This window comes from Mucilaginibacter ginsenosidivorax, from assembly GCF_007971525.1.
Taxonomy (GTDB): domain Bacteria; phylum Bacteroidota; class Bacteroidia; order Sphingobacteriales; family Sphingobacteriaceae; genus Mucilaginibacter; species Mucilaginibacter ginsenosidivorax.
The window spans coordinates 327,355-353,992 of sequence record NZ_CP042437.1; the positions used below are offsets into that span (position 1 = coordinate 327,355).

Genomic DNA, 26,638 nt, shown 5'->3' on the forward strand with positions numbered 1-26,638 from the left:
ATAAAATATTAATATAGTAAAAAAAAATAATATTATGAAAACCAACAACATTAAATTACCCAAACAAACCGTAACACGTCGTTTTAACTTTGTTAACCATTCGCAAACCAACACAGTTCAAACTTCCAGCTCCAAAACCGATCCTACAAACACGTGTACTACTTTATTTACCACAACGCATTACGTGTAACCAGACACCTTAAATAGCAATTATGCTGAGCGCAAAAAGTGTTTTTTCTGATAAAGAATCGTTCCATCACCTTCATTTATTAAGTGAACTGGAAAATTTATTGACCGGCAATTACACGGACGACATTTTAAAAAAGTTAGATGAAGTCATTGTAAAAGTCCAGGCCTCCTGGGCTTTTACTGCTTTTTCCGCTTTAACGGAACCCGCTTTACAGCGATATTTTTCCCACCAGTTATTGCGTATTTCGGGCGCGCTGGAAAAATGCTGTAAGACGCCCGGGGAAGGACTGTTTAAAAACCGGGAAAGTCACTCCTACATCACTGGGAAAGTTTGTTTTTTGACAGACGATTTGTTGACCTATTATGGTAATTACCCCGACAAAACGATCCCCATTGCTATAAGTTACAGGCAACACTATACCAAAAACTTAAAAGACACCGGTATAAAAATTTGTAAAGCGCTGGATAATTCACCTGTTAACCCCAAAATCAGTGAATTTTTAAAACGGTATATTGAAGATATGACGGATGATAAAAATATTTCCTGTAGTTTGTCACAATTGGTTTATTTTAAGCAGGTAATTGAGGAGCTAAGCATGATCATTCCTGATACAAATTCCGCTAATTTCCCTCAACTCGTTTATCAAAAGCTAATAGCACTGGAGTTAAACCAGTTTGATGTACTCGTTGCACAACAGGAAGAAATCCTCAGGGAAATTGCAGGCAAGCCCAAACCAAATCAATTATCACTTCTTAAACACCATACCGAGCTTTTCAGCTACCTATCAAAAGGGGAAATTTCACGATATGATGACCGGTGGCCACCTTTATCCCTCATCCTGTCAGACTGGTTGCAGGAAGTAAAAGAAAGTTTAGAACCTGCAAACCACCTATCGCAATCACACCAGGCAGCCAATAAAAAGCGCCTGAAACTTGAGTTTTCAGTCTCCCATCTTGCCTGCCTGATCAGGCTGTTCTTTAAAGAACGCGTAGTTAACGCGGTTCCCCTGACTGAAATTTTTGATTTTTTCGCGGAAAACTTCAGCACAAAAAGGCAGGAATTCATATCCGCACACGGGCTCAGCAAGGAGTATTATAGTAAAAACCAGGTTACTGCAGCAGAAATGAAATCGATCCTTCAAAAAATGATCACCAGGATCAACCAGGATTATTTCCCGGTAGTGGCTGCAATAGGTGTAACAGTTTTCTTTCGCTGAGAAAAGCAGCAAGTTCGCCCAACCATGCGTAATTAAACCCCTTCCTGTTACGAAGCTCTTCCGGGTTTAAACTGGTGACCTCCTTTAAGGTTACGAAGCCCATGGCCATGCATTTCGATTTGAATTCTTCACTCAATTCCAGTTCAAGGATCGGAATATCCATTTGCCCCGAAATAAAATCCTGTCCCATTGTTCCTTGCGGGTAATTTTTTTATTTTCTCAAGCTAAAATATTAAATATCGCCGATATATCGGCGTATAATTCAAACTTTAATATGTCATTTTCGGGGTTGAAATGGCCAACCGAAATGTTGAGGCAAATAAGATAATAGGTATCAGGTTACGCGACGAGCGTAAATCCAAGGGAATATCACAGGAGAATTTGTGGGCTATTTCAGGGATTACCACTTCCCAAATTAGAGAAATTGAGAAAGGCAGAGGAGATCCGAGATTAAGTACCATGGTTGAGCTTGCTAAAGCACTCAATGTCTCCATAGACGTACTATTGCCACCCAGCACATACCTAAATAAAGCAGGTTAGGTTAGTCCGGAAAAATCAGGTGCTAATTTAGCAAATCAAACGGCCCTTTATTCATCTGTACAACCCTCGTTCTTTATAGGAATATGGCATAACAGATAATACTATGCCTAATCAAAAAGGGGAACTGGTTGGTTCCCCTTTTTTGATTAATTTTTTAAAGCGGTGGCAAATTCTATCAATCATTATTTTCCAGAATCTTTATAGGGTAGTTTAAACCTTTCGTTGTGGAAGATCATCTCCCCCCACTCCCAGAATCGCCAGGGCTTGATGGTGAAAGTCCGATACAGTTCATTGTCACCCTGGTCTTTCAGCGGGTGCTGGCAAAGAAAGTACCCATAAAGACGTTGGCAACCTTCAAATGACTTTCCTTTTCCACCTTCCTCACTATAAGTAAAAGTTCCGTCGGCATTGGAATACGTAAAGTCTTCCTGCAAAAAGAAAGTAAAAAAAGGAAGGTTACTAACAATGACTATACTTAGGATCAATATTAAAACTTTTCTCTTCATAATAATTAAATTGTCGGGTCACATGAGCCTTTACTGTTTGGTGTGGTCCCTCCTTTCGCGTTTACATTCGGTTTACCATCTAATTTTTCTATGTTATAACCTAATGTCGAGGGCGCCATGGTCTTATATTCATTTCCATCCGAATCGTATCCGGCTGTCGTAGATGCATTGGGCAAAACAATCCCGCCCTGTTGCACTGCGTTATTTACAAAGGTCGTGCAATTCATAGCTATTATGTCATAGGTTGCCGGTGGATTTGAAATATAGGCTGTAATTTTTTTAAACTGATCGGCAGATACACTATAACTTATGCTTGCATTATATTTTAAATCGCCCCCGTTATTGACAATTTTTGATGGCGCGTGAGATTTATCCTTTCCGCTTGCATCAGGATAAAATCCTACAACCTGCGTGATTGACTGGTTTCCATTTGATTTTGTAAGCCCGATAGCTGTATGACCGACAGAATTAGGTCCAATGTTAAAGGTTGTACCAGGCCACGGTTCCTGTACATAAACAGTTATGGTCAATTTTGCGTCGTTATCCGGAATATTATCAAAACAAATCATCAGGTTTTTAGGATTTACCTTGGGATTATTTTCACCCGGCAGATTGGACGCTGCGGGTGCCGGGCCTGCACCGGAAGAGCTGCCGCCTCCTGAACCTGCTGCTGCTGTTCCCGGGCCCGATCCACCGCCCCCCCCACCGGTTAATATGCCGGATGACCCGTCATCGATAATTTCATTTTGACAAATTTTTTCTGAATAGACTACGACATTCCCCTCGCTGTCGATATAGTTATCATCTACCCATTGGCAGGTAGTGATCACCTGGACGTAATTGGTATGTAAAGTATTACCGGAACTATTTGAAGGTAGCGGCTTGATTAAACCAATCGCGTTTCCTCCCGAATAAATATGTCCGGAAAGTAAGCGATAACTGCTATCAAACGTGAAAATTTTGCCGGTAAAATCCGCCTCTGTTACGTTTTGCTTTTGCTGCAGGTAAAAAGCATCCGGGATTATTTCGAGGATATGCTGGTTAATAGCCCCGGTAGTGTCCCTGAAAAATGCTACCCGCCTGTATCCCAATTTTAACTTGTTGTAAACAGGACGGCCGGCCAGGTCAACGAGCCAGTAAAGCGTTTTGTTACGTACTACCTGCCTGGCCGTTTTCCATTCCAACGTGTTCGTCGTATCGGAATGATACCAGGTTTTGATCTCCTCTAAAGTTAATGCAGCTGTACTCGTTGTTTTTCCGGAATTAACGGCCGGTAACTGCCGGTCTTTCTGACATGCCGAAACCAGCATGATAAAAATTACGGGAATGGTTATTTTTGTTTTCATTGGTAATGGCTTTACCACAAATTTCGAAGCAATTTTCCATTGATAATTTGATTCAAATCAAATAATTCTATTTTTTTTATACTTACAATTGGCAGGTTTTTCAATACAATCCGGTTACTACCGGAATTTTCGTTACCGTTGATGAGCACTTTTAACATGAAGTTATCATCGGCATCATCAAAATTATTGCTCAATTTGGCTTAAATAAATTTGCATCTATGTCCGATAATGATAATTCCGCCATCTTCAATTATCACCGTAGCATGATAGCCCGGCACGGCAATAAAAGTCACGGGGCGCTGGGCTGGACAGACCTGGACAGCCAGTTATTGCGTTTCAAAATACTGTCTGAAATGGCCGATTTCGGGAAATACTCCATTTTAGACGCTGGCTGCGGATATGGCGACCTGCTTGCCTACCTGTTACGACTTTACGAGGGGATTACCTATACCGGCGTAGAACAAATACCGGAATTGCTGGAAGAGGCGCAATGCCGGTATGGTAAATTCCCCCATGTTCATTTTATCCAGGCTGACTTTATCCAAGATGAATTACCGCTGTCGGATTTTGTGCTGGCCAGCGGATCGTTAAACTATTTCCAAAGCGACCCGGGTTTTATTTATCATGCGATCAAAAAATTGTACCGGAGCTCGAAAAGTGGCCTCGGTTTTAACCTACTCAGACAAATTATTCCAAACGGCCTCCTGGCATCCTATGAACCCCAACAGATCATAAACTTCTGCGGTACAATTTGTCCGAATGTACAACTGAGAACAGATTATAGCCAGGAAGATTTTACGGTTTATATGTACCGTTAGCGCGGAAGACAAGGGTCAGTCTTATTCAATATGACGCCGAATATTAAGTTCAGAAATCTATTATTTAACTCAGGAAAAAAAATGAACCCGATAATTCATTCTATGATTATTGTTTCATTTGAGCATAAAACAGGCTGGCTATGCAACTGATGCAGCGTAAATTACGGTACCAGGACAAACTCAGTTTTCAATTGTACCACTTATGTTATTATTTCTCTTTCCCATCGTTTTGGGACAATGACCGTAAACGGGTTTTGGAATTTAAAAACAATAAGGAGCGCACAATCCGGACGTTTATTTCAGAAAGCATCAATAATCTCCTTTCGCACCAGATGAGCCGGGATTTAGTAATTATCCGCGCGCTGGGCAGTAACGAATTGGCGGCTGATAATTCGGCTAAAAAGCCGCTGGACCGTTTGGGCAACAGCCTCGCTGCAACTTTTGGTTGTTATTATTTGCCGCAAATCCTGCATAAAAGAAAGGCTACCAAGCCAATTAAATCACTGAACTTGACTAACCGCCAAAAGATGCTGGCCGATGTTTATGAGGTAAAAGAAAATGTCACTAATCTCAACCGTCGTAAAGTGCTCATCCTTGATGATGTCGTTACTTCCGGTGTAACTTCCTGCGCTATAATCAGCGCTATTCTAAAAACTTTTCCAGCTGCAAAGATCAACGTATTTTCTTTCGCATGGACACCGACTGTTAACAAGCAGACCTATTTGATGGATTTACAAAGGAGATCACATTATTTTAGCGAGCCCGAACCTGTTTACGGGAGAATAAAAAAGGAAACGGATGAGGATTTTGAAAGGGGCAGAACAAATGTTTCGCTCTTTTAGGGTATTGCATTACTCTGCTACGCTAATAATCTTCGCCGCTTTGCGTTCTTGATTACCGCTACTAATCTTCCATGCGATTTATCATTTTTAACCGTGCTATTTTTACCAAAATGCCAGTATTCTACTGAAAACATAGCTGGTTTTGTACTTTCTTATGCTGTTCACGCCAGGCTTACCATTTTTTATTAAAAATAAATTACGGTCGAAATGCGCTTTGGGTCTATCAGTCATAGGATGAATATATTTTATGCCTTTTAGCACTCACCGTTTTAGGCTCTTTTAAGTGCCTAAATAAAATCATTCATCAATAATTCACGATAATTTAATATTATTAGAGCTCAAGCAGGCACTCGCCTGCATTGTGATAAGGTTTCCCCTAAAAATAGATTAAATGTCGACTTGAAGCATCATCCGTTTCCTATTCCAAAAATTCCGGACATACTAAAAACGAACATCTATTGTCCGTTTCCGTTACAGCATTCTGGCCGATATCATGTAAGCAATTGCTCATCAACCATTTACGAATTGGCATGATTTTAATTGTTTGATACCTTAAAAAGCTTTTAAATATCTTTCAATTATGAAGGGATACCTATTATTATTTGTCCTCTTATTATTCAGCTATACCTCATTTGGACAATCCGGGCCAATTGCCAGGTATCAAACGGTCGACACCTTAGTTGATGCTGGAAATTACAAGCTTCATTTCTTCATAGTTAAAGGACATGGTACACCAATTTTATTTGAAGCCGGCGGCGGCGACAATGCATCGGTTTGGACCGGATTGCTCAAGCCGATATCCGAACTAACCGGTACTACGTTGATCACCTACGATCGGCCCGGCTTTGGTAAAAGCACACTTGATACAAACAAACATGGGTTGTTAAATGGCATTTTGGGCTTAGAAACGGCACTACACAGGCTGGGATATGATAAGGACATTATTCTGGTGGCCCATTCACAGGGCGCCTTTTCCACAACGGTCTACGCTTACCGTCATCCCGACAAAGTAAAAGGAGCTGTATTGATTGACGGAAGTACCAGCTGCTGGTTCGATAGCAGGCTCAGCGCTCTTCAGCGGCAAAATGATATAGACAAGGTGTCAATGAAAACAACAAAGCCAGGACTTTACTATCAGTACGGCGACCTCAGCACAAATGTTAAGTTAGTTCGTGAAAGCCCTTTCCCGATCAACATTACGGCTATCGATTTTGTTTCCGGTCGCCCGCCGTTTGATAATCCCGTGGATGCGACCGATTGGAAACGTTGTCATGAGGAATTTGTCAGGGCCGCAGCAAACAACCGTACAGGCATCACTGCCTATAACTGCGGTCATTATATTTTTATTGACAACCCCGCACTAGTCATCAACGGTATCGCCCAAGTCTACGCTGCAACACTCGACACTAAACCAAAAGGTGCCTTAACTGTCAAAGTACTGAATTATAATATTGACGCCGCTAACGAAACGAAGATGGCGGAAGCACTAAGCCGACATTCTGAAAACGACCTGAATTCGTGGGGGTATTCGTTAATCAAAGAGGGAAAAAATAAAGAAGCGTTAGAAGTATTTAAATTAAACACGATTTTAAACCCGGATAGTTGGAATGCTTTTGACAGCTACGGCGAGGCATTGCTGAAAAACGGTGAAAAACAAGAGGCCATGAAGATGTATCAAAAATCTGTTGAACTTAATCCCAAAAGTGAGAGCGGCAAGAAAATACTGCAACAACTCAAGCAATAAAATAATGTTCAAATACTCTTTCGCGAATTAACTGGTCCTCATGGCACATGAATTAATCATTACAAAACCTATGCTCTTTTTGGAAAAGTTGGAAAAAGTATAATACAATTGGAATGATTACAACCATAATTAATGCCAAGCACTGAAGTTCAAAAATAAGTTTCCTCTGCGTTCTCATTGAACAAACCTGGGTGCTATCTACAGTTTTGGCAGCTTAGGTTTCAGACTTTTTATTCTATTACCTTTTCCATCCTTTTAGTTCGTTTAAACATCATTCGTTTGCGGCCAAGATAGCTGTACCTTATGGTATAAAGTCACTTTAGCTTGCAAATCGACAAAATGAGCAATGCCTTTTTCCTGATAAATTGTTAATGTTTCCAGTGTCTTAAAACCACTTTAAGCAATCTTCTTGCGACAGCGACGATAGCCTTTTGCGCTTTCATACGTTTACGTAACTTATCAAATAAGGCATGCCAATAAGAATCTTTCATCCGAACAGCAGCCCATGCCGCGAACAATGGCAACCCTTAGATAACTGTTGCCTTTTTTAATAGCTGTGTTTTTTCGCTTACCTGCACTTTCGTTGTTGCCCGGTGCAATACCGCACCACGCGGTGAAATGATCTGCTGTTGTGAAACGCCCCATATCTTTTCCAGCCTCGCTAATAATAATTTCCGCTGATTTGACACCTATGCCGCTGATGCTATCAACACATTCAAAAGCTTGGGCGTAATGCTCACTGATAATTCAGTAATTGATTTATCTAAAAAGTCGCCTTGCTTTTGCACATGGTCGTAATCTTCCGGTAGCATTTGTAGTTGAGTATGATGATAACCTTGCAGGGTTCCATCCAATGCTTTGATCAACTGTTCTTTTTTTTGCTATTACCTTACCTCTGGCACAATGGACTAACTGTTCCTGATCGGTAGCCCCTTAGCCAGCAATCTTATTATGTCCATAGCGGTTAATGTATGAATCGTACTGACGACGGATCGTAGTTTGATGTTATTACTTTCCAATATCTTTAGTAAACGATTCCTTATCCTGTTAAGCTGCCAGATATAGAATAACCGATTTCGGCAATAATCTCTGATTATCCGTTGCGTGTTGTCAGGCATAAAACTTGGCCGGACTAATCCATGTAGTAATAATGTACAAAGCCACTTAGCATCGTCGATCAGTTTTCCGCTTAGGCATTTGCTTGATATGAACCGGATTTGCAACAATGACTTCAATACCGGCTTCGGTGAGTATAGCGTATAAACTCATCCAATAAATGCCAGTGCTTTCCATCAGGCAATGCTGAATATTCATTCTCATGTAACCAATCTCTAATCTGTTTGAGTTCGCAGGTGTAGGTGCCAAATTCCCTAAACTCTTGGTTGCTACGATCTTTACCAGAAATAAAGCCGACGATCTTGTCTTTGTGCATATCTAAACCACAGGCTCTATCCAATTGAGGGATAATGTTGACATCTTCAATTACTTGTTTGTTTCATAAATATCCTCCGTTAATTATCTATGAATTAGATTTTTATGAGCCCGGGTGTTTTTCCAAATCATAATACTTAGGTTTAAGTCCCCCCGGCGGCGAGCGCTTAGGGGACTTTATTTTGCCTAGTCATCAATTAACTTAAAGGAAGATTGATTACCTCAACGGGCTAGATTCTCTCACCAGACATAAATAGTTGATATAGTATTAACCGAAAGGGCGTTCAAATCTTCTTTACCGCGAATTGAACTAATTAACGAACCATAGCTGCTGGATATCAGGCGGCTAACTTGATATTCACTGAAGTATAACAAGGGTGCCGGAACCCCGGCCCGATTTCTAATTTCAAAACATTGAAAAAACTTTTGTAATATTTAGCCAATTGTTAATATCAAACATTCCTCATGCTGAGCCGTTATAAGACGATGAATCAAACGATCGCCGGTGCTTTACCCCCAGACGCTATTTCGCTTTCCGAAGAAAAGCAGGCAATGCTCGCAGCTATTGTAGCAAGTTCTGACGATGCCATTATCAGTAAAACCACCAAGGGAATTATTACCACCTGGAATCCGGCGGCGGAAAGAATGTTTGGCTATATAGAAGCGGAAGCAATTGGGCGTTCAATTATGATGATTGTCCCGCCAGATAGACAGGCAGAAGAGGTATACATTATCGGGCAAATTCTGCAAGGTAGAAAAATAGAACATTTTGAAACACTACGCACCACTAAAGACGGCCGTCAAATTCCCGTTTCCGTAACGGTATCGCCCATTTTGAACAAAAACGGAGTTATTATCGGTGCGTCAAAAATCGCGCGGGACATTAGCGACCGCCACCTCGCCCGTGAAAAACAGGCGATTCTTGCGGCGATAGTTTCCTCTTCTGACGATATCATCATTAGTAAAACACTACAAGGTATAATTACCAGTTGGAATAAGGCAGCAGAAAAAATCTTTGCTTATACCGAAGCGGAGGCCGTTGGTCAGCATATTTCACTGATCATTCCGCCAGACCGACTGAGCGAGGAGGATTTTATCATCGGCCAAATTGCCAACGGTAGAAAGGTCGACCATTTCGAGACAATTCGCCGTGGAAAGAATGGTCAAGATGTACATTTGTCGGTAACAGTGTCGCCGGTAGTGGATGAACAAGGAAAAATTATCGGTGCATCCAAAGTAGCGCGGGATATTTCATCTGCCAGGCATGCAGCGGAAAATAAAGGTTTGCTGACAGCGATCTCCAATACCTCTGACGACACCATAGTCAGTAAGACCCTGGAGGGTATCATCACCAGTTGGAATCAGGCAGCGGAAAAGATGTTTGGTTACAGCGAGGAGGAGGCTTTAGGGCAACACATCTCCCTCATCATCCCGCCAGAACGGATAGAAGAAGAAACGTACATTATCAGCGAAGTGAGCAGCGGTAACAAAGTCGACCATTTTCAGACTGTGCGCAAAGCGAAAGATGGACGTATGGTGCAGATCTCTCTCTCTGTATCACCTATTCTGGATGACAACGGCAAAATCATCGGTGCCTCAAAAATAGCGCGTGATATCAGTGACCATTTGCGGCTCCAGGAAGAGAAGGCACAGCTTTACGATGAAATTAAAGCGCTCAATGATAAAAAAGACGAGTTTATCGGAATGGCCAGCCATGAACTAAAAACACCGTTAACCAGTATTCAAGCGTATTTACAGATATTAAATAACGATATGCCCGAAGAACGTCGGAAGGATTTTCTACGCCGGACCGGTCAGCAAGTTAAAAAACTGAACCAACTGGTTTCAGATTTGCTGGATATTTCCAAGATAGAAGCAGGGAAACTACAAATCAATCCTGAGCCCTTTGACATTTGCACGGTCGTACGCGACGCTATAGAACTGATCACTTACACCAGTCCTACCCACACCGTTCGTTTTCAGACTGATCTGAATGATCTACTTGTGCTTGGAGACAGTCAGCGAATTGAACAGGTAATCTTAAATTTATTGACCAATGCTATCCGTTATGCGCCTTCATCAAAAGATATCGATGTATACCTCTCGGAGGAAAGTGGATTGGTTAAAGTCGGCGTCCGTGATCGCGGCATAGGCATTCCAGAAAATAAATTAACAGAAATATTTTCCAGGTTTTACCGGATAGCCGAAAATAAAAACACTTCCGGGCTCGGTCTCGGCCTATATCTTGCACGGCAGATCATCGAGCGTCACCATGGCCGCATTTGGGCGGAAAGTAAACCCGGAGAAGGCTCGGTTTTTTATTTTACTTTACCGATTGAAATCAACTAAATCATGGATCTTTATTACCTCATCTACACCAGTGTACCAGTAAGGCCGATGAATGAGCCAGAATTGCAAGATTTATTAAGGGTCGCCAGAGAAGCCAATAGCCGCTTTGACGTCACCGGCCTGCTGATCAGCCTGCCCGAAAGCTTTATCCAACTGATTGAGGGCCCAAGAGCAAATATTGAGCAACTTTACCTGAATATTATGGCTGATAAGCGACACTATGGTGTAACGACATTACGTGAAGGGCTCATAGATAAACGTTTTTTTCCGGACTGGGCGATGGCTTTTAAAAGTCATGATACCCGGCAGTGCTACCAAAAGGCCCTAAGTCTACACGATGACAAGGTGTTGCAGCTTTTTGATATTATAGAAACGAGTTAAATCAGATCATAAGATTCCCGCAGGTAAACAAAGATTCCGGGTTTGAGCTGATCCAGCGAGCTAAGGCGGATGTGGTTCTCGAACTTTTTACCTGCGGGTACACTTTTCATTACTGGTTTCTCTTTGTGGGCTATTAAAGAGTAGAATTTGATATCCAGCCACTTTTTCATTGGACGGATCACCAGGAAACCAGTGCGACGATAAAAAACGATGCAGTTAGGCGTGGTGCTAATGAGCACTTTGGGCCAGTCTGAAACCTCCGCTAAAATCTTGTCGAAAACCAATACCAATTCGTCTGACCGCCCTTCAAAGAGTGTATCGAGACTAACCCGCTTGCAATAATGTCGGAAGTCGGCCCAGGGCAGGTCACGCTCACATTTCGGGCAGGTCCAGCTCATTGATTAACAGGCATCAAGAATGATCGTCCATTTGTTTTCGTCGTCGGGCGCATAAGTTAGCCCGTCACTCATTTCATAGACATGGCGTCCGCACTTCTCGCTGTAAAAGCCTTTCATTTCGCGGATAACCTGTCCGCGGTTTTCCTGGCGTAAATAATAAAACAGTGCATTAAGCGATGGACCGACATCACTTAATTTTTGATATTCCCCTTCTTTTACAAATGCTGAGCTCATAGGATAGATGATTTTATAACTATTTACAAATAATGTGCCTCGATGCGGCCGGCGATCTGCACGATGACTTCCTCATCTACAACGGCGGGGTTGCAACAGATGCGAATGTGTTCTTTTTCATACGGTTCAAAGACAGCATCCTACTCCATACCGGCAAAAAATTCAATTCACATTTATCCGCGCCGCTATTGACGACCTGAAAACTAAACGGTTCTGCGATTCCTGCCACACTTACTCGAATTGTTCCATTGGTATAACCTTTATCGTTCTAATTAAAACCCGTTGGTATTGAATTTGTTATATCCCTACATATAAAAAACTAAAACTATGGCAACTAGAGGAACAAAAGTGGAAAGGCATTCGGTATCCGAACAACCACATGAATTGAAATACGAAGCAAAGAAGACAGGCACAACGCCTAAAAAGGTGGAAGCCGCAAAGAAATCAGCCGGCAGTAATCAACGCTCAGCGGTAGAAAAGAAAATTAAGTAGTAATAATTGTGATTAAAGCACAGCCCCGCAAGGGGCCTTGTTGGTTAAAGAGAATGGAACGAAAATTAAAACCAAAAGCTGAAGATACCCGAACAGTTGATATAGATGATGCTTACACCCTTGATTTTTGGGCCAAGGAATTTGGCGTGTCTAAAGAAAAATTAATGGCGGCTGTATTTGCGGCAGGCACAAACGCACGGGATGTAAAACGCGAATTAAAGAAATAAGCCTATGGGCCTGAAAGAATACATCAAAAAAAGGGATTTTAAAAAAACCTCCGAACCAAAGGCCGGGGCCAGCAAGGACAACGATCACCTGATCTTCGTGGTGCAAAAGCATGACGCGTCCCGGTTGCATTATGATTTCCGGCTGGAAATGGACCACGTATTGAAAAGCTGGGCGGTACCTAGAGGCCCGATGCTTGATCCAAAGGTAAAACACCTGGCCATGATGGTTGAGGATCATCCCTTTGATTATCTAAATTTCGAGGGCATTATTCCGGAAGGGGAATACGGCGGCGGGACGGTGATCGTTTGGGACGAGGGCACCTATGAGCCAATCGAACCCATCAAGGGGAAAAAGGCGCAGGAAAAAGCAATGCTAAAACAACTTGCTTCCGGCCAACTGAAAATCAAACTGCACGGCGAAAAGCTGAACGGTGAATTTGCGCTGGTGAAAACCCACGGCATGGGGGAAAATGCCTGGCTGATGATCAAACACAAGGATGAATTCGCGACCGGCGATGATGTGACCAAACAGGATAAATCTGTGCTATCCGGCAAAACCATCGAAACCATGGCCAAAACCAGTGAGAAGGTTTGGCAGCACGGGCATGAAGAAGGCGTGGCGCCCGAACAGGAACTGGCGGACAAGATCGAAACAACGGAACCCGAAACTACAAAATCCGACATCGTCAAAATTTTAAAATCAGCGCCCAAATCAAAAGTACCCACCAATATCAAACCGATGAAAGCTACCTTGTTGGATGAGCCTTTCGACCAACCCGGCTGGCTGTTCGAGGTAAAATGGGACGGTTACCGCGCGATCTCAGTACTGGATAAAAAAGAAGGTGCAAGCCTGATCTCCCGTAACAATCTTCCCTTTGAAAAATACTATCCAATCAACGATGCGTTAAAAAAGTGGAATATGAACGCCGTGCTGGACGGCGAGTTATTGGTATTGAATGAAAAAGGCATTTCAAATTTTGGTGCCATGCAAAACTGGCGCAGTGAAGCGGACGGCAACCTGGTTTACTACATCTTTGACATTCTATGGTACGAGGGAAAGAATTTAACGGGCTTACCTTTAAAGGATCGTCAAGCGATACTCCAAAGCATTTTGCCGACAGAAAACGACCACATCCGTCAAAGCAAAGTATTTGATGCCAATGGAATCGACTTCTTCGCCGCAGCAGAACGCATGGGACTGGAAGGTATCATCGCGAAAAAGGCGGATAGTGTTTACACCTCTGATCTCCGCAGTAAAGAATGGCTAAAAGTAAAAGTACAGCGCCGCCAGGAGGTGGTGATTGCCGGCTTTACCAAAAATGAAGGAACCGGCAAATCATTCAGCGCGTTAATATTGGGTGTACACGATAAAAAGAGTGAGTTGAAATTTGTCGGCAAGGTCGGGACCGGTTTTTCCGACAAGCTTCAAAAAGAAATGATGGGCCAGTTCATACCGCTGATTACGGAGAAAAGCCCCTTTGATTTTGAAGTAGACGTCGATAAGCCTACCCGCTTCCGGCCAAAACGCTTGGGCGCTAAACCAACGTGGCTGAAACCGGAATTGGTTTGCGAAGTTGGATTCGCCGAAGTGACCAGCGACGGTGTCTTTAGGCAAGCCTCATTCAAAGGCATGCGCATCGATAAGAATGCTAAAGATGTCATACTGGAAAAGCCTGCACATACGGAAGAAACCGTAGCGGAAACGGATCAAGAAAATGAAGCGCAAACCAAAAAGTCCGCATCGAAAACTAAAAAGCCGGAATTAAAGCTTGATCCCGTAAAAAATACGGAACGAAAAACGCTGCTTAACCCGACCGAGGACACGCAAACCAAGAAGATATACGGCCACGAACTGAAGTTTAATCACGTAACCAAATTATACTGGCCCGAAGATAAGGTGACCAAAGGCGATATGCTCAATTATTACTACAAGGTGGGCGAACTCATGATGCCATACCTGAAGGACAGGCCGATGTCGCTGAACCGTTTTCCGGGCGGTATCCACGGACAGAGTTTCTACCAAAAGAATGTGACCGATAAAGCACCCGATTGGGCCGAAACGTTTGATCACGTAACAGATGAAGGGAAGGTCACCAAATACCTCGTTGGAACGGACGAGGCCAGTTTACTTTGGATGAATTCGTTGGGCTGTATCGAGATCAATCCCTGGTTCAGCCGTGCGCAGACCCCTGACAACCCGGATTATTGCGTAATCGACCTTGACCCTGATAAGCATACCTACGACCAGGTGGTTGAGGCTGCAAGGATCACCAAAGAAATACTGGATGCCATTGACGTCCCCAGCTATCCAAAAACCTCCGGGTCGACAGGAATGCACATTTATATCCCGCTGGGGGCTAAATACACCTACCAGCAATCACAATTATTTGCCAACATCGTTGTGAAACTGGTGCATAAGCAAATCCCGGACTATACAAGTCTCGAAAGAAGCATCGCTGCCAGGAACGGAAAGATGTACCTCGACTTTTTGCAGAACCGTCCCGGGGCTACGATTGCCGGACCATTCTCACTGCGTCCAAAACCGGGCGCCACTGTATCTACGCCTTTAAGTTGGGATGAGGTAAAACCCGGTTTAACCATACAACATTTCAACATCAGGAATGCGATGGACCGTTTCAAAGAAACCGGTGATCTGTTTAAAGGCGTGTTAGGCAAAGGGATTGACCTGGAAGAAACGTTGAAGAAGGTGAAAAGTAAATTTCATTAGCAGTTAGTCGATTACTATCCAGGCCGGCGCATGGTCGCTGCTATGATCCCAGCCCCGAACATCCTTATCAACGCCGCCCGATTTCAGGCGGCTCTGAAGGTTACCATTTAGAAGGAAGTGGTCAGGTCTTAAACCCGCATCCCTGTCATAGGCATTACGCAAGTAATCCCAAAAGGTATAAATCCGATCATCAGGATATAGTTTACGGATCGCATCTGTCCAACCCAACTTCAGTAATTCCAGCCACAGCTTCCTTGCCTCCGGTCGGAATAAAGCGTTATCCTTATATTTCACCGGCTTATAGGTATCCTGGTCGGTTGGCATAATATTAAAATCGCCAATTAATGCGACCGGCAAATCAAAGCCCTGCAACTTTTTAGCATGAGCGGTAAGTCGCCTGATCCATTTCAATTTATAATCGAACTTCGGGCCGGGGAATGGATTGCCATTTGGCAGGTATAAACAGCCAATGACAATTCCGTTGATAAAGCCTTCAATATACCTGCTGTGGGTATCGTCCGGATCTCCATCCAATCCACGCCGGGTTTCCTGGATCTCTCCGTAACGTGATAATAATGCAACGCCGTTCCAGCTTTTTTGTCCATGCCAAATAGCATGGTACCCGGCATCAAGCAATGCCTGTTCAGGAAACCTTTTATCCTCGCATTTTAATTCCTGCAAACAAACGACATCGGGATTTGCTTGCGCCAGCCAGCGCTTCAAATTTTCGATCCGCCCGTTAATCCCGTTGATATTATAAGTGGCAATTTTCACTCATGAACAACATCTTCCGCCATATATAGTTCCCTAAACATCAAACTAAATCTTGTCCCGATGCTTCTATAAGCCTATGACAACAATCAAAAACATTCAGCCACTCAGCGCAGAGAAGCTCTTCGACTTATTAAAGACCAGTTTCGCGGATTATATCAACAGCAAATTAGGTTCCAACCTGGCTATTGAATATGCGCATGTATTCAACGAGATCAATATATCCTTTCCCGAAGTAATCGAAGGGCCCGCGCTTAATATCGCCATAACCGACGTGGAATTGACGGTTACGCTGCTGGCTACGGAGAGTGATTACAATGCGGAATTACTGGAGGAACACCTGATTGGTTTCCTCGAACAGCAGGCATCATGAGCAATAGCGCATTGGTCGTGGGTGCCAGCGGCATCGCAGGCAGTAACCTGGCCAAACAATTGATCGCTGAAGGTTGGGAAACTTATGGACTGGCCCGTAATCCAAGCCATGACATTGCCGGTCTGCAAGCCCTAAAAGCCGATCTTTTGGATAAAGATAGCCTCCTACAAGCTTTGGCAACGATCAGGCCTAACCATGTTTACATCACTACCTGGATGCGGAACGAAACGGAAGCGGAGAATATCCGGGTGAATAGCCTGATGGTACGCAACCTGCTGGAAGTATTGACCATTCACCAATCAGTTCGGCACGTAGCTTTGGTTACCGGACTAAAACATTATTTAGGGCCGTTCGAGGCCTATGCCAAAGCGGGATTCTTGCCGGAAACTCCTTTAAGGGAGGAACATCCCAGGCTGGACATCGAAAACTTTTATTATGCCCAGGAAGACGAAGTTTACGCTGCTGCCGAACGCGATGGCTTTAGCTGGAGCATCCACCGTCCGCATACTGTCATCGGACAGGCCGTGGGTAACGCCATGAACCTCGGCACGACCCTGGCGGTCTATGCTTCGATCTGCAAGGAAGCCGGCCGCCCTTTTATTTTCCCCGGTTCAGCCGCCCAATGGAACGGCCTATCCGACGTGACCGATGCAAGGATACTTGCCGCGCAATTGATTTGGGCATCCACTACGGAAGCTGCCCGTAACCAAGCCTTCAATATCGTGAATGGCGATGTTTTTCGCTGGAGCCGCCTATGGAATAAGATCGCAGCTTACTTTAGCGTTGAGTCTTCAGGTTTTGACGGCACCATTCATCTACTGGAGCAAACGATGGTGAATGATATAGCTGTTTGGCAGGAGATCGCGCAAAAGTACGACCTGAAAGAAACAGACCTCAATCATTTGGCCAGTCCCTGGCATACCGACCTGGATCTCGGCAGGCCAATTGAAGTGATGACCGATATGTCCAAAAGCCGCAAATTCGGCTTTACTGCGTATCAGGAGACGGAAGAGAGTTTTTACGATCTCTTTGCACAATTGCGCGGCGCCAAACTTATTCCGTAAGCTTAGTGCTTCAGACAAATAACTCCTGCGCCTTCGTATAGTAAGTCGTCCGTCCGCCGATCTTATCTTTTAAAATTTCTTCGCCCTTCGCCGTCTTTTTTAACGCCGGGTTATGGATAGCCATAAAATTCCTTAATTCACCAGTAAGCTCGTCACCATTGGCTTCGGCAATATCTGCAATCGCCTTTTCTAATACCATCCTCATGCTTTTGAAGAGCTGCACCGCATATTTCTCCGGAATCGCATTGGCAATCGAAAATGGCGAGATGTGGGAATGGTAGAGAATCTCGTCGGTATAAGAATTGCCGATACCACGCATCACCTTAGGGTCCATCAATAAGGTTTTAATGACCGAACGTTTTTTAGCCAGTAAGTTGATAAAAGTGTCCTTTTCCAATTGCAGGGCATCCGGAGCCGCGGCCGGTTTGGGCTGCAAAGTTGGTGTGGCCGCTTTTTGCAGGTCAACGACTGCAAAGCCCCCGCCGCCTTTGAAATGAAAGGCCATGACCTGGAAGCGCGGTATTTTGTCACCGTCCAGACTGATGAGTTCCCCCCGGAGCATCAGGTGCAGCCCTAAGACCTGGCCGCCGTCAAAATGAAACTGCAGGGTCTTGCCCTCGCGGGACACGCCTGTCAGTTCATGCCCTTCTAATGCTGATTTTAATTGAGCAGTGGTCACATTTAGCTTTTTGGCGACCGTGACATCAACTGTTTCCAGCACTTTGCCTTTAAATCTCCGGGTAAGGATCTGCGCGAATACGGTCAGGTCGGGTAGTTCAGCCATGATGGTCTTTTTTAAGGTCAACAACGAAGCAGCTAAACTGTTGCCGGAAAACATAAAAACAATGGCGCCGGGCACCTGTTAGCAAAGGCATGGAATTTAAAGGGTTTGTAAAAGTTAAGGGGGCACGGGAGCACAATCTGAAAAATGTCAGCCTGGAGATCCCGCGGGACGCTTTGGTCGTGTTTACCGGTATCTCCGGTTCCGGTAAATCATCACTGGCCTTCGGAACGTTATATGCCGAGGCGCAGCGCCGTTACCTGGAATCGGTATCTCCCTATGCGCGCCGCCTATTTAACCAAATGGCTATCCCCGAAGTGGATGAGATCGAGGGGTTGCCACCGGCGGTGGCCTTACAGCAGCAAAGGGGTTCGGCCAGTAACCGTTCCTCGGTCGGCAGCGTCACCACTTTATCCAACCTGCTCCGCATGCTCTATTCGCGTGCAGGTGATTATCCCGAGGGACAGGGTATCATTTATGCCGAATCCTTTTCACCCAATACACCCGAAGGCGCCTGTCCGGAATGCCACGGGCTGGGCAGGGTTTACGAGATCACCGAACAAACCATGGTGCCGGATGACACCCTCACCATCCGCGAAAAGGCTATCGCCGCCTGGCCCTCGGCCTGGCAGGGACAGAACCAGCGGGACATACTGACCACGCTGGGTTACGATATCGACGTCCCTTGGAAGGACTTGCCCAAAAAAGACCGGGACTGGATACTGTTTACTGAAGAACAACCAGTCGTGCCCGTCTATTCCGGCTACAGTCATCAGGAGATCCAGCGTTTCATCAAAAACAAGCGCCAGCCGGATTACATGGGTACCTTTACCGGGGCCCGCCGGTATGTTCGCCATACTTTTGCCAATTCGCAAAGCGCGTTGATGAAAAAGCGCGTCAGCCAGTATATGCTCAGCAGCGAATGCCCGCTTTGCCATGGCAAAAGACTGCAGCAGGAATCGCTCAGTATCAAATTTGCCGGTTATGATATCGCTGAGCTATCCGGCCTGGCGCTGAACAAGCTGGCCACGATCTTCCGGCCCTATGCTAAGGGCGATGCACCGACACTGAAAAAGCTGGAGGCGAAAAATCCGGAAAAAGTGATCGTCGCTAAACGTATCGCTGAAGACTTCCTGGCGCGGCTGCAGGTCATGCTGGACCTGGGCTTGGGTTACCTCACCATCGAACGCATCACACCGACTTTGTCACCGGGTGAATTGCAGCGGTTGAGACTCGCCACGCAGGTGCGCTCCAATCTGTTCGGTGTGGTTTATGTGCTGGATGAACCCTCAGCAGGCTTACACCCCGCCGATACCGAGGCATTGCTCCGGGCGCTGGATAAACTTAAAGCCTCCGGAAATTCCCTGTTCGTGGTCGAACACGAGATCGATGTCATCCGCCATGCCGACTGGATCGTGGACGTCGGCCCCGCAGCCGGCGAAAAAGGCGGGCACATCCTCTATAGTGGCCTGCCGGAAGGATTAAAGGAAGTTGAAGCTTCGCTGACCCGGCACTATATCTATGGGGAAGCAGCCAAAGCGGCCAATGATCCCCGGGTACCCAAAGGCTGGTTAAAGCTGGAAGGCGTCACCCGGAATAACCTTAACCAATTAAATGCGGAATTTCCGCTGGGGGTGCTGACCAGCGTAACCGGTGTATCCGGCTCGGGTAAAAGCAGCCTGGTCAGCCAGGTACTGGTAGAACTGGTCGCTGAACAATTAGGTGTGCAGGTAGATATCACTGGTGAAACCGACGCGGACCCGCTCGAACAAACCAAAGTACAAACGCTGGGCGGTAAGATCACTGCCGGCATGGATCATATCAAACGCCTGGTCGTGGTCGACCAGAAACCCATCGGCCGCACACCGCGATCCAACCTGGCCACCTACACCGGCCTGTTTGACCACGTGCGAAAACTGTTCGCCGCTACTCCGAGGGCGAAAGCAAAAAAATACGATGCCGGCCGCTTTTCCTTTAACGTAGCTAAAGGCCGCTGCCCGCATTGCGAAGGCGAAGGTTTTGTCATGGTGGAACTACTATTCCTGCCCAGTGTTTACACGCCCTGCCCGACCTGCGGCGGCACGCGCTATAATCCCAAAACGCTCGAAGTGACATATAAGGATAAAAATATAGCAGAGGTGCTTGGTCTGACCGTAGACGCTGCCGCTGATTTTTTTGATGAAGAACCAACTATTAGCCGCGCACTGGAAGTCGTCCGCAAAGTTGGTCTTGGCTATCTGCGCTTAGGTCAGCCTGCGACGGAACTTTCCGGCGGCGAGGCGCAGCGCATCAAACTGGCCACCGAACTGCAGCGCGCGCAGCACGGGCAAACGCTCTACATCCTGGATGAACCAACCACCGGCTTGCATCCCTCGGACGTGGAACGGCTGATGCTGCAACTGAATCGCCTGGTCGATTCTGGGAACACCGTGATCCTGGTGGAGCATGATATGCAGGTGATCGCAGCCAGCGACTGGGTGATCGATATCGGGCCTGGAGCCGGTGAAGACGGGGGAAAGATCGTCGCCACCGGGATACCACCGGCAATTGCCCGGCATAGCGCAAGCCGCACCGCGCCCTACCTGGCCAAACATCTGAACTAACAATCCGGACGTGACATTGTATTAATAACATGGAAACTCAGACAAAGCATGGCTTAATGATCGATATGGACGGCGTGATCTACGCCGGTGAAGAACTGATCAAGGCCGCAGATGTATTTATAAAACGGCTGCTGAAAGATAAGATACCTTTCACCTTCTTGTCCAACAACAGTTCCAAAAGCCGCGCTGATGCCGTTGAAAAACTCGCGAAGCTGGGGATAAACGTTACGGAAAAGCATATCTATACCAGCGCCATGGCAACGGCTACTTTTCTGACAGAACATTACCCGGGCTGCTGCGTCCATGTGCTGGGTGAGGGAGGCTTGTTGAAAAGCCTGAAGAATGCCGGGATACCTATGGTCGATAAAAAACCCGATCTGGTTATCCTCGGCGAAGGACAGGAATTCAGTTTAGAAAGAGTGCATAACGCAGTCGATATGATCTTGGCCGGGGCACGGTTCATCGCCACGAACCGCGACCCTTCGCCACGGCGCGAGGGCTGGAACAACCTGGGCATTGCCGCTACGGCAGCTATGATCGAAGAAGCTACGGGGCGAGAACCATTCGTGATCGGTAAACCCAGCCCCGTGATGATGCGCTCGGCAGCAGCTTATATGGGCTTGCAGCCGGAACAGGTCACCATTATCGGCGATACGATGGAAACCGACATTATCGGCGGTATTTATATGGGGTTCAAAACGATACTCGTCCTTTCCGGGATCGCAGACAAGGAACAACTGATCAAATATGGGTACAGGCCACACCTTGTTGTTGACTCGGTAGATGAGATCGAATTTCCTTTAAAATGGTGGACGAAACCTTAGCATTCACCGGCCCAGTCATCATCCCTGTTTTTACCTGACAGCACCAGGATAAACCAAAGCAACGTCCCGGTGAGCAGCAATTGTTTATGGCCTGCGGGCAGGCAGTGGACAGGATCGGTTATCCATAACAGCCCATCCCAGATTAGCAAACAAACCAGTGCAGCAAACAGCAGTGACCTGAAATGTTCAACCTTGCTCATATCATATCCTCCAGATTTTTAAGCCGGAATATTTCCCGCGCGATCAACTTGCAGTTAGAGGCCAGCTCCTCCAGGTTACAGCAAATTGTTTTAATCTTTACAGGTATTTCGTCCACAGTCTCCATCAGGTCAATATGAAGCAGGCAATTATCTTTGATTTTTTCACTGCCTTTCAGTTGCCTGAACAATTCATAGGCAGCCTGCCGGTCATTGCCAAAGAAATATTGACCATAGTCGCAGAAGCCCTGCGGTGTTTTCAGGCTCAGTAAGATATAGAATTGCGTTTCCATAGCATCTAATATCAAAGAGCCCCTGCAAGCAGGAGCTCTTTGGTTAAAGACTATAAAGCACTTATTTAATCTCGATCTGACGGCGCACCGCTTTGGCTTCTTCACGTTTAGCAATATCGATGCGTAGAATGCCTTCAATATAAGAAGCTTCGATATTGGCATGGTCAGCGCTTTCAGGCAGGGTGAATGAACGCATGAACGAGCTATAGCTGTATTCACGTTTGCTATAGTTCTTCTGGTTGTCCTGGTGGTCGGCACTTTGTTCCACCGAAATGGTCAGTTGGTTGCGTTCCAGGTTCAGTTTGAAATCTTCTTTTTTCAGACCCGGCGCAGCCAGTTCCACATGGTAGTTATTCTCGCTTTCGCTGATGTTCACCGCAGGTACGCGGGCCACCATGCGGTCACTGAAGAAAGTGTCATTGAAGATTGAATCAAAAACATCATTAAAGCCTGGCATTAATGTGTTGTTAGCTTTGTTGTTGAATTTAACTAAGGTCATGGCCTCTTCTCCTTTAAGTTTTACTTTAAAAAATAGTTGAACAAAAGATTAATTAAACTTAACAGGCTTTTTACAAGGGTCATGCCAGCCGGTTAATGCTGAAAAAATTACAGTTTCCCACTGAAAAATTTTCAGCGCCAGTGTCAAATTTTCATTTGCCTCCGTGCCGAATAAAAACCCTAACTTGCACGTACTTTCGCCCTATAAACCGTTTAATCTTATTGTTATGGATGTCGCTGGTGCCGGGTTAGTTTTGATCGTTGTCATTGCTATAGTGCTTTACTTACGATCCGGTAAACAGCGGGCGAACAGCTCGGAGGATTATAAGCGGCTCTTCGATGGCATACCCACGCCAATGTATATCTATGATGACCGGACCTTTCAGTTTCTGGCCGTGAACGATGCTGCCATTGAACAATATGGTTACACCCGGGATGAGTTCCTGCAAAAACTGAAACTCACCGACATCCGGCCGCCGGAAGAGATCCCCGCCCTGCTCAAATTTCATGAAGCCTTGCCAAAAGGCCATGTGAACGCGGGCCGCATGCTGCATATCAACAAGGCGGGGCAACGCTTTTATGTCAGCGTTTATACCCACCATACCCTCTTTAAGGGAAAAGACGCCCGCCAGGTCCTGATCGTCAATATCGATGAAAAGATGCGGGCCGAACAGATCGTCAGTGAGAAATCTGCCGAGCTTGAAAATATACTCAACAGTATTACCGATGGTTTTTATGCGTTGAATCAGCATTGGGAAGTCACATTTATTAATAAGGCAGCCGAAAAGGCGTTGGCCTGTAAAAAGGAAGAAGTGATGGGCAAGAACCTCTGGGACTTTTTCCCGCGTTCCAGAGAAGGCCGGTTCTATGCCGAGTATGAACGGTCCATGAACGAAAGGGTCAGCGTGCATTTTGAAGAACTATACGCGCCGCTGGGGGTATGGGGTTCCATGAACGTCTACCCGACCAAGGACGGCATCTCCGTTTATTTCGTCGATATTACCGAACAAAAAAAGATACAGGAAAAGATCTATAACGACGGGCAGAACCTGCGGGCGATCATTAACAACACCCGCGACCTGATCTGGTCGGTGGATAAACAATCCAAGATCATTACAGGTAACCAGGCATTCTGGGACCGGGTAAAGGAACTGACCGGCAAAGAAGAGGACGAAGTAACCAATGCCGATTTTATACAGGAAAGGGTCAAGGTTTTTTTTGAAAGCTATGAGCGGGCCTTCAAGGGTGAGGCTTTCAGCTTCATCAGGCAGCGGGACATCGATGGCAAACAGGTTTACGAGGAATTAAGTTTTAACCCCATCCGCGACATGCATACCGAGGTCATCGGTGTAAACTGTTTCCTTCGTGACATCACCGAATCACAAGAGTACCTTCTTAAAATTAAAGACCAGAACAGGCGGCTGCGGGAGATCGCCTGGATACAGTCCCACCGCGTCCGCGCGCCGCTGGCCAGTATCCTGGGGCTTGTCCAGCTTTGCGACCTCCACGATTCCCCAAATGCTGAGATCATCCCGATGCTGAAAAAATCGGCCGAAGACCTGGACCAGGTGATCATCGACATCACCGGTTTAACAGACGACCTGGTCTGAACAGTTAACCGACAGTGGCGGAAAAACAGCCAACCTAGTTAAGTAAGCTTTTTCTAGATTTGTCTCATGACCGATCCGATCAACCTGCAAGTCCGGCGCGCCGATAATACCTGGGATATCATCGAAGCTGCGCTCTTACCGTTGGAGGAGGAAAAACAAGTCAAAGCCACCGGCACTTTCCAGCTTTATCGCGGCTTCCCCAACCTCAGCAACACCAAAATTACAGTGAGGCCCATGAGCGATATCTGGAAAGCCTGACCCTGATGGGCGAAGCCAATCCCGGTTACCTCGGCGAACTGCATTTTACCGGTGTCGCTTATTTTGAGTGGAGGTATGAAGGCGACCGTTTGACTGAAAACGAGGTCTGGCAAATCGTCGACTGCATCCAGGACCTGGCCGCCGGTAAACACCGGCCCAGCGATAATGGCATTATACTGGTCAAAGAAGAATCCGAACAACAACAATTACCTGAATTAACATTCAAATACGGCAAAAACCGCATCACGCACCAGATCAGCATCGTAAAACTCGAAGGCCGTTTTGTGGTCATGATCAACCGCGACCCCGCCGCGCAGCTCGAACTGCTGGAAGAAGACTGGGAAGTCACCGGCGGTGATATTTACGATACCGATCTGAAAGCAGAAATTATTCGCCGGATAAAAGCGAACAGCTCAGGCGCCTAATTTCGCCAGCTTTTCGGCAACCGCCCGCAGCAAATTAATGCTTACCACATTGGGAGCTTTCGGCTGCTCCGGCGTATTTATCGCCCGGTAACATCCTTCCTCATCCGGTTCAAAATTAAACGTATGCTCATCGATCAGCACTGCTATCCGGTGCGTATAGCCATAGCGCTCCAACCGCGCTTTAAACTCATGCTCGGTCCCCAAATAATCAACTGGTAGAATAAACGTCTCCGTCATAACGATGCTAAAATAATATCGCCCGGTCAGATCACCAACCGGAAAGTTAAATTTATCCGCCCCTTCATCGGATTGACCGATTTCGCGATCCGGTGCTCAAAAGCCTCCTGCAGCCCCGCCTTCATCAGGCAAAATGAACCATGCTCCAGCCGCACGGAATACTTTTCACTATGGTCGCTTTTGCGCCGGATATCAAAACTGCGCACCTGCCCGAAACTCACCGAAGCGATGACTGGCTGGCTGCCCATGATACTTTCCTTATCGCTGTGCCAGGCCACCGAATCGTTGCCATCGCGGTAATAATTTAACAGCACACTGTTAAAGCGGATGCCCGCCAGCGGCTCAACGCGCTCCCTTATCGCCTGCAATTCCGGTGTCCAGGGCCGCGTGCCCAGGATCTTATCCGTGTCCCCGTACCAGCAGGTCAACCGGGGCGTCAGGTATTCTTTGTCCCACAGTTTCTGGGTTGTCTGCTCCCAGGGCGTTTCCGAAATGAACTTCGCCAAAAATACATCACTTTCCGCAACACTGAACAAGCCTGCCCGGTATTCCAGCATATCCAATGGCAAATCCTTACTCTGGCCCGCCTCCGCGAAAAAACTCAATTGTTCCATTTTACAGATCTTTGATCAACTCATCCATCTCTTTGTGATGCCCGGTGATAAAGCCGGCCACATCTTCCTGTTCATAAACACTCAAAACCTGCCCGTCATAGATCCAGTGACCCGCCGCATCAAATAAGATCCGCCCCAGTTCCTGCTCTTCCATCGGGTCATACAGCCGGTGCCCTTCACCTGCATCCGGGAAAACCCGCACCCATCTTCTGCCTTCTGTACGCACCGTTTCCGGTCTGTCACTAAACAACTTGCTTCTCATAAAAACAAATGTGAAGAAAAAAATGTAAAAAAGATAGTAAAAATGCTAAAAATATTAGCATAACTTTATAGTCCTCAAAATTGACAATCATGGTACCTTTTAATTTACAACTCGAACTCACTAATTTACTGACGACCATCTCCGCTGAACAGCTGGATCAACTGGCTGATGAAACGGGTTTTATGCGTTACCAGGTCAGGACTTTTAACCGCCAATCGGTGGTCTTTGTCAACATCGAAGAAGAACCGCTGTCACGTGAAAAAATTACCGGTTACAGCGAGGAGGAGGTCTTTTCGCACGATGAGATCAAAGTGATCGCTCCCGCCATCCGCCGGTACAACAGCAGCCGCCAACTGAATTTTGATCAAATGGCCTTTGACTTTTAA

Annotated in this window: 35 protein-coding genes; 19 read left to right on the top strand and 16 right to left on the bottom strand. The window is 45.9% G+C overall.

All coding sequences use genetic code 11. The features are described from left to right. The first annotated feature begins 34 nt into the window (after positions 1–34). The 3 genes from FSB76_RS31985 to FSB76_RS32875 all read left to right on the top strand — a co-directional run bounded on the left by FSB76_RS31985 (position 35) and on the right by FSB76_RS32875 (position 1,946). Positions 35–190 carry a hypothetical protein gene (locus FSB76_RS31985; protein WP_158642805.1) on the top strand — a complete coding sequence of 52 codons (156 nt, stop codon included), beginning with the start codon at positions 35–37 and terminating at the stop codon, positions 188–190. Positions 191–212: 22 nt separating this feature from the next. After that, the gene (locus FSB76_RS01465) at positions 213–1,406 is read left to right on the top strand and encodes a hypothetical protein (RefSeq protein ID WP_147051837.1); all 1,194 of its coding nucleotides are present in this window, start codon (positions 213–215) and stop codon (positions 1,404–1,406) included. 294 nt (positions 1,407–1,700) lie between these two features. Continuing rightward, positions 1,701–1,946, top strand: coding sequence for a helix-turn-helix domain-containing protein (locus FSB76_RS32875; RefSeq protein WP_147051838.1), 246 nt, complete (start codon positions 1,701–1,703; stop codon positions 1,944–1,946). Positions 1,947–2,128: 182 nt separating this feature from the next. On the opposite strand, the gene FSB76_RS01475 is transcribed toward FSB76_RS32875, so the two are convergent. From FSB76_RS01475 to FSB76_RS32435, 3 genes are read right to left on the bottom strand one after another with little or no spacing between them, the layout of a single operon-like run. After that, positions 2,129–2,452: a hypothetical protein gene (locus FSB76_RS01475; protein WP_147051839.1), complete on the bottom strand. Its 324-nt coding sequence runs from the start codon at positions 2,450–2,452 to the stop codon at positions 2,129–2,131. 5 nt (positions 2,453–2,457) lie between these two features. Continuing rightward, a complete protein-coding gene (locus FSB76_RS01480) occupies positions 2,458–3,798 on the bottom strand; it encodes a hypothetical protein (RefSeq protein ID WP_147051840.1) in 1,341 nt (446 codons plus the stop codon). Positions 3,799–3,809: 11 nt separating this feature from the next. Beyond that, positions 3,810–3,992 carry a hypothetical protein gene (locus FSB76_RS32435; RefSeq protein ID WP_147051841.1) on the bottom strand — a complete coding sequence of 61 codons (183 nt, stop codon included), beginning with the start codon at positions 3,990–3,992 and terminating at the stop codon, positions 3,810–3,812. Positions 3,993–4,016: 24 nt separating this feature from the next. Between FSB76_RS32435 and FSB76_RS01490 the strand changes: the two genes are divergently transcribed. From FSB76_RS01490 to FSB76_RS01500, 3 genes are all read left to right on the top strand, one after another. Further along, positions 4,017–4,616 carry a class I SAM-dependent methyltransferase gene (locus FSB76_RS01490; protein ID WP_147051842.1) on the top strand — a complete coding sequence of 200 codons (600 nt, stop codon included), beginning with the start codon at positions 4,017–4,019 and terminating at the stop codon, positions 4,614–4,616. Positions 4,617–4,870: 254 nt separating this feature from the next. Then, a complete protein-coding gene (locus FSB76_RS01495) occupies positions 4,871–5,458 on the top strand; it encodes a ComF family protein (protein ID WP_147051843.1) in 588 nt (195 codons plus the stop codon). A gap of 580 nt (positions 5,459–6,038) precedes the next feature. Then, positions 6,039–7,202, top strand: coding sequence for an alpha/beta fold hydrolase (locus FSB76_RS01500; protein WP_147051844.1), 1,164 nt, complete (start codon positions 6,039–6,041; stop codon positions 7,200–7,202). A gap of 459 nt (positions 7,203–7,661) precedes the next feature. Here FSB76_RS01500 and FSB76_RS32880 read toward each other — a convergent pair whose 3' ends face one another. The 3 genes from FSB76_RS32880 to FSB76_RS32885 all read right to left on the bottom strand — a co-directional run bounded on the left by FSB76_RS32880 (position 7,662) and on the right by FSB76_RS32885 (position 8,522). Beyond that, positions 7,662–7,949 carry a transposase gene (locus FSB76_RS32880; RefSeq protein WP_147060816.1) on the bottom strand — a complete coding sequence of 96 codons (288 nt, stop codon included), beginning with the start codon at positions 7,947–7,949 and terminating at the stop codon, positions 7,662–7,664. Continuing rightward, the gene (locus FSB76_RS31990) at positions 7,892–8,068 is read right to left on the bottom strand and encodes a hypothetical protein (RefSeq protein WP_158642806.1); all 177 of its coding nucleotides are present in this window, start codon (positions 8,066–8,068) and stop codon (positions 7,892–7,894) included. Before FSB76_RS31990 ends, FSB76_RS32880 begins: the two co-directional genes overlap by 58 nt. Positions 8,069–8,366: 298 nt before the next feature. Then, positions 8,367–8,522 (bottom strand): IS110 family transposase, encoded by a 156-nt coding sequence (locus FSB76_RS32885; protein ID WP_147051845.1) that lies wholly within the window; start codon positions 8,520–8,522, stop codon positions 8,367–8,369. 597 nt (positions 8,523–9,119) lie between these two features. On the opposite strand from FSB76_RS32885, the gene FSB76_RS01515 reads away from it, so the two are divergent. Together FSB76_RS01515 and FSB76_RS01520 are read left to right on the top strand one after the other, a co-directional pair. Beyond that, positions 9,120–10,982, top strand: a complete 1,863-nt coding sequence (locus tag FSB76_RS01515; RefSeq protein WP_158642808.1) for a PAS domain S-box protein — start codon at positions 9,120–9,122, stop codon at positions 10,980–10,982. Positions 10,983–10,985: 3 nt separating this feature from the next. After that, positions 10,986–11,363 (top strand): BLUF domain-containing protein, encoded by a 378-nt coding sequence (locus FSB76_RS01520; RefSeq protein ID WP_147051847.1) that lies wholly within the window; start codon positions 10,986–10,988, stop codon positions 11,361–11,363. Here the strand turns inward: FSB76_RS01520 and FSB76_RS01525 are convergent. Then, positions 11,360–11,761, bottom strand: a complete 402-nt coding sequence (locus FSB76_RS01525; RefSeq protein WP_147051848.1) for a DUF5655 domain-containing protein — start codon at positions 11,759–11,761, stop codon at positions 11,360–11,362. The genes FSB76_RS01520 and FSB76_RS01525 overlap by 4 nt on opposite strands. Before the next feature lie 3 nt (positions 11,762–11,764). Continuing rightward, positions 11,765–11,995, bottom strand: coding sequence for a hypothetical protein (locus FSB76_RS01530; protein ID WP_147051849.1), 231 nt, complete (start codon positions 11,993–11,995; stop codon positions 11,765–11,767). 327 nt (positions 11,996–12,322) lie between these two features. Between FSB76_RS01530 and FSB76_RS01535 the strand changes: the two genes are divergently transcribed. From FSB76_RS01535 to ligD, 3 genes are read left to right on the top strand one after another with little or no spacing between them, the layout of a single operon-like run. Then, entirely contained in the window at positions 12,323–12,487 is a 165-nt protein-coding gene (locus tag FSB76_RS01535) for a DUF3606 domain-containing protein (RefSeq protein ID WP_147051850.1), read from the top strand. A gap of 53 nt (positions 12,488–12,540) precedes the next feature. After that, positions 12,541–12,714, top strand: a complete 174-nt coding sequence (locus FSB76_RS01540) for a DUF3606 domain-containing protein (protein ID WP_158642809.1) — start codon at positions 12,541–12,543, stop codon at positions 12,712–12,714. A gap of 4 nt (positions 12,715–12,718) precedes the next feature. Next, positions 12,719–15,442: a DNA ligase D gene (gene ligD, locus FSB76_RS01545; protein ID WP_147051852.1), complete on the top strand. Its 2,724-nt coding sequence runs from the start codon at positions 12,719–12,721 to the stop codon at positions 15,440–15,442. Positions 15,443–15,445: 3 nt separating this feature from the next. Here the strand turns inward: ligD and xth are convergent, their stop codons facing one another. Beyond that, positions 15,446–16,216 (bottom strand): exodeoxyribonuclease III, encoded by a 771-nt coding sequence (gene xth, locus FSB76_RS01550; protein ID WP_147051853.1) that lies wholly within the window; start codon positions 16,214–16,216, stop codon positions 15,446–15,448. Between the two features lie 76 nt (positions 16,217–16,292). On the opposite strand from xth, the gene FSB76_RS01555 reads away from it, so the two are divergent. Both FSB76_RS01555 and FSB76_RS01560 read left to right on the top strand, forming a co-directional pair. Further along, on the top strand, positions 16,293–16,586 hold the full coding sequence (locus FSB76_RS01555) for a hypothetical protein (protein ID WP_147051854.1): 294 nt from the start codon (positions 16,293–16,295) through the stop codon (positions 16,584–16,586). Next, positions 16,583–17,650, top strand: coding sequence for an SDR family oxidoreductase (locus FSB76_RS01560; RefSeq protein ID WP_147051855.1), 1,068 nt, complete (start codon positions 16,583–16,585; stop codon positions 17,648–17,650). The genes FSB76_RS01555 and FSB76_RS01560 overlap by 4 nt, the downstream gene beginning before the upstream one ends. A 10-nt stretch (positions 17,651–17,660) precedes the next feature. Here the strand turns inward: FSB76_RS01560 and FSB76_RS01565 are convergent, their stop codons facing one another. Continuing rightward, complete coding sequence (locus FSB76_RS01565) at positions 17,661–18,434, bottom strand: DNA-formamidopyrimidine glycosylase family protein (protein WP_147051856.1); 774 nt, start codon at positions 18,432–18,434, stop codon at positions 17,661–17,663. Positions 18,435–18,523: 89 nt separating this feature from the next. On the opposite strand from FSB76_RS01565, the gene uvrA reads away from it, so the two are divergent. Both uvrA and FSB76_RS01575 read left to right on the top strand, forming a co-directional pair. Continuing rightward, positions 18,524–21,034, top strand: coding sequence for an excinuclease ABC subunit UvrA (gene uvrA / locus FSB76_RS01570; protein WP_147051857.1), 2,511 nt, complete (start codon positions 18,524–18,526; stop codon positions 21,032–21,034). Positions 21,035–21,063: 29 nt separating this feature from the next. After that, positions 21,064–21,858, top strand: a complete 795-nt coding sequence (locus FSB76_RS01575) for an HAD-IIA family hydrolase (protein WP_147051858.1) — start codon at positions 21,064–21,066, stop codon at positions 21,856–21,858. Here the strand turns inward: FSB76_RS01575 and FSB76_RS01580 are convergent. From FSB76_RS01580 to FSB76_RS01590, 3 genes are all read right to left on the bottom strand, one after another. After that, the gene (locus tag FSB76_RS01580; RefSeq protein WP_147051859.1) at positions 21,855–22,058 is read right to left on the bottom strand and encodes a hypothetical protein; all 204 of its coding nucleotides are present in this window, start codon (positions 22,056–22,058) and stop codon (positions 21,855–21,857) included. The two genes, FSB76_RS01575 and FSB76_RS01580, sit on opposite strands and share 4 nt — an antisense overlap. Next, entirely contained in the window at positions 22,055–22,348 is a 294-nt protein-coding gene (locus FSB76_RS01585; protein ID WP_147051860.1) for a hypothetical protein, read from the bottom strand. The genes FSB76_RS01580 and FSB76_RS01585 overlap by 4 nt, the downstream gene beginning before the upstream one ends. 61 nt (positions 22,349–22,409) lie before the next feature. Further along, positions 22,410–22,847, bottom strand: coding sequence for an Hsp20/alpha crystallin family protein (locus tag FSB76_RS01590; RefSeq protein ID WP_147051861.1), 438 nt, complete (start codon positions 22,845–22,847; stop codon positions 22,410–22,412). A gap of 226 nt (positions 22,848–23,073) precedes the next feature. Between FSB76_RS01590 and FSB76_RS01595 the strand changes: the two genes are divergently transcribed. From FSB76_RS01595 to FSB76_RS01605, 3 genes are all read left to right on the top strand, one after another. Continuing rightward, positions 23,074–24,456, top strand: coding sequence for a PAS domain S-box protein (locus FSB76_RS01595; RefSeq protein WP_147051862.1), 1,383 nt, complete (start codon positions 23,074–23,076; stop codon positions 24,454–24,456). A gap of 66 nt (positions 24,457–24,522) precedes the next feature. Next, the gene (locus FSB76_RS01600; RefSeq protein WP_147051863.1) at positions 24,523–24,714 is read left to right on the top strand and encodes a hypothetical protein; all 192 of its coding nucleotides are present in this window, start codon (positions 24,523–24,525) and stop codon (positions 24,712–24,714) included. A gap of 5 nt (positions 24,715–24,719) precedes the next feature. Continuing rightward, on the top strand, positions 24,720–25,139 hold the full coding sequence (locus tag FSB76_RS01605) for a hypothetical protein (RefSeq protein ID WP_147051864.1): 420 nt from the start codon (positions 24,720–24,722) through the stop codon (positions 25,137–25,139). Here the strand turns inward: FSB76_RS01605 and FSB76_RS01610 are convergent. The 3 genes from FSB76_RS01610 to FSB76_RS01620 are packed head-to-tail and all read right to left on the bottom strand — an operon-like array spanning position 25,128 to position 26,252. Then, the gene (locus FSB76_RS01610; RefSeq protein ID WP_147051865.1) at positions 25,128–25,376 is read right to left on the bottom strand and encodes a hypothetical protein; all 249 of its coding nucleotides are present in this window, start codon (positions 25,374–25,376) and stop codon (positions 25,128–25,130) included. The two genes, FSB76_RS01605 and FSB76_RS01610, sit on opposite strands and share 12 nt — an antisense overlap. A 26-nt stretch (positions 25,377–25,402) precedes the next feature. Further along, positions 25,403–25,990, bottom strand: a complete 588-nt coding sequence (locus FSB76_RS01615) for an alpha-ketoglutarate-dependent dioxygenase AlkB family protein (RefSeq protein WP_147051866.1) — start codon at positions 25,988–25,990, stop codon at positions 25,403–25,405. Between the two features lies 1 nt (position 25,991). Next, entirely contained in the window at positions 25,992–26,252 is a 261-nt protein-coding gene (locus FSB76_RS01620; protein ID WP_147051867.1) for a hypothetical protein, read from the bottom strand. Between the two features lie 89 nt (positions 26,253–26,341). On the opposite strand from FSB76_RS01620, the gene FSB76_RS01625 reads away from it, so the two are divergent. Next, entirely contained in the window at positions 26,342–26,638 is a 297-nt protein-coding gene (locus FSB76_RS01625; RefSeq protein WP_147051868.1) for a hypothetical protein, read from the top strand.